Origin of the sequence: Cognatiluteimonas telluris (genome assembly GCF_011320095.1) — a bacterium.
In the GTDB taxonomy this organism is placed as follows: domain Bacteria; phylum Pseudomonadota; class Gammaproteobacteria; order Xanthomonadales; family Xanthomonadaceae; genus Cognatiluteimonas; species Cognatiluteimonas telluris.
Genome location: NZ_JAANOY010000093.1, coordinates 1 through 1,131, shown reverse-complemented (window position 1 = coordinate 1,131; position 1,131 = coordinate 1). Strand labels below are relative to the sequence as shown.

2 protein-coding genes and 1 pseudogene are annotated in these 1,131 nt (G+C 54.6%); 1 reads left to right on the top strand and 2 read right to left on the bottom strand.

What is annotated here, in order from left to right; translation table 11 throughout:
• A pseudogene (locus tag G7B67_RS13660) lies at positions 1-118 on the top strand (IS30 family transposase); the annotation flags it as partial.
• Positions 119-125: 7 nt separating this feature from the next.
• Here the strand turns inward: G7B67_RS13660 and G7B67_RS13135 are convergent.
• Positions 126-554, bottom strand: coding sequence for a hypothetical protein (locus tag G7B67_RS13135; protein WP_166213148.1), 429 nt, complete (start codon positions 552-554; stop codon positions 126-128).
• Positions 555-662: 108 nt separating this feature from the next.
• Complete coding sequence (locus G7B67_RS13130; protein ID WP_166213146.1) at positions 663-998, bottom strand: hypothetical protein; 336 nt, start codon at positions 996-998, stop codon at positions 663-665.
• Positions 999-1,131: the final 133 nt, after the last annotated feature.

Here is a 1,131-nt window from a genome sequence, read left to right as displayed (position 1 = left end):
CCAGGCAGACTGCGACAGAGCCACGACCAAGCTCAACCGCCGACCGAGAAAACGCTATGGCTATGAAACGCCACTCCAACGACTTCAGCGGTCAGGGGTGTTGCACTTGGAGTGTTAATTCACCCCTATGCACCTTGAAACAACAGCCAGCAGACAACAAGTCCACCAATCATAAGCGCGCCACGCAGGATCCAAACTGCATGCACGTACTCGGTGCTCTTGGCCTTTGCCGCCCAAGTGGCATAGAACTCTAGTCCAAGCTTTTCGCGTGCCGCATCCAGGCGAGCCTGACGAACAACAATAGAGTGCTGAAGCTTGTTGAGCAGGGTGAGGCCAGCAATGACTACGCAGGCAACTAGAGCCACGAGAACCGCAAGCTCCCATGCCTCAATAGGCTTGGCGAGAAGTTGTCTTGCTCCAAGAAGGCCAACGAGCAACAGAAAGCAATGATTCGTAAGGGACCATTGCTGAGACTTGAAATAGGTCAAGTCACCGACAGTGATCTGATAAAGCATCATCTGCCCTTCTCTCGAACTGCCGGAATCATTGGGCATAGGTCTAACACCTGAATTAAGCCGACTTGCGTAGTGGAAGCGAAAGCGCGGCAGGCATTTTATGCCACGCTTTTGCTGGAACGAAGCAAGTTCGGCTTGAATGAATTGTTAGGCCGCCGCCTCTAGCTGCGACCGATACACGCTGTATGCGACAAAGGGCATGGCGATGAATGCCAGAACGAATAACAAGATACCTTCCTCGCGCACGGCACCAGACGGAAGGGTAAGCGAACTGGCCGCCAAGCCAACAATCGCAGCCGTCGCGAAGCCGCCGCACAGAATTTTGCGTTGGGTCCAAGTCGCCACCAAACAACAGGCGACGAGCAGATTGGCCAGACTGGCTAAAGACCAAATGCGGTAGCCGGGAAGAAACATGAAGGCCGCAACGGACAAGAGAGCCGTCAGCGCGAAGTGGAATACCGCGAATGCTCGAGAATTATTCATGCGGGGCCTAACACCTGAATTAAGGGGAGCCGCGAAGCGGCTTCCCTCTTGAATGAGTTGTTAGGCGCTACGGCTACGGGCTTCACGCATTCTCGCTCGGATATTGGCCCACAGCACCCAGACCGAAAAGGCG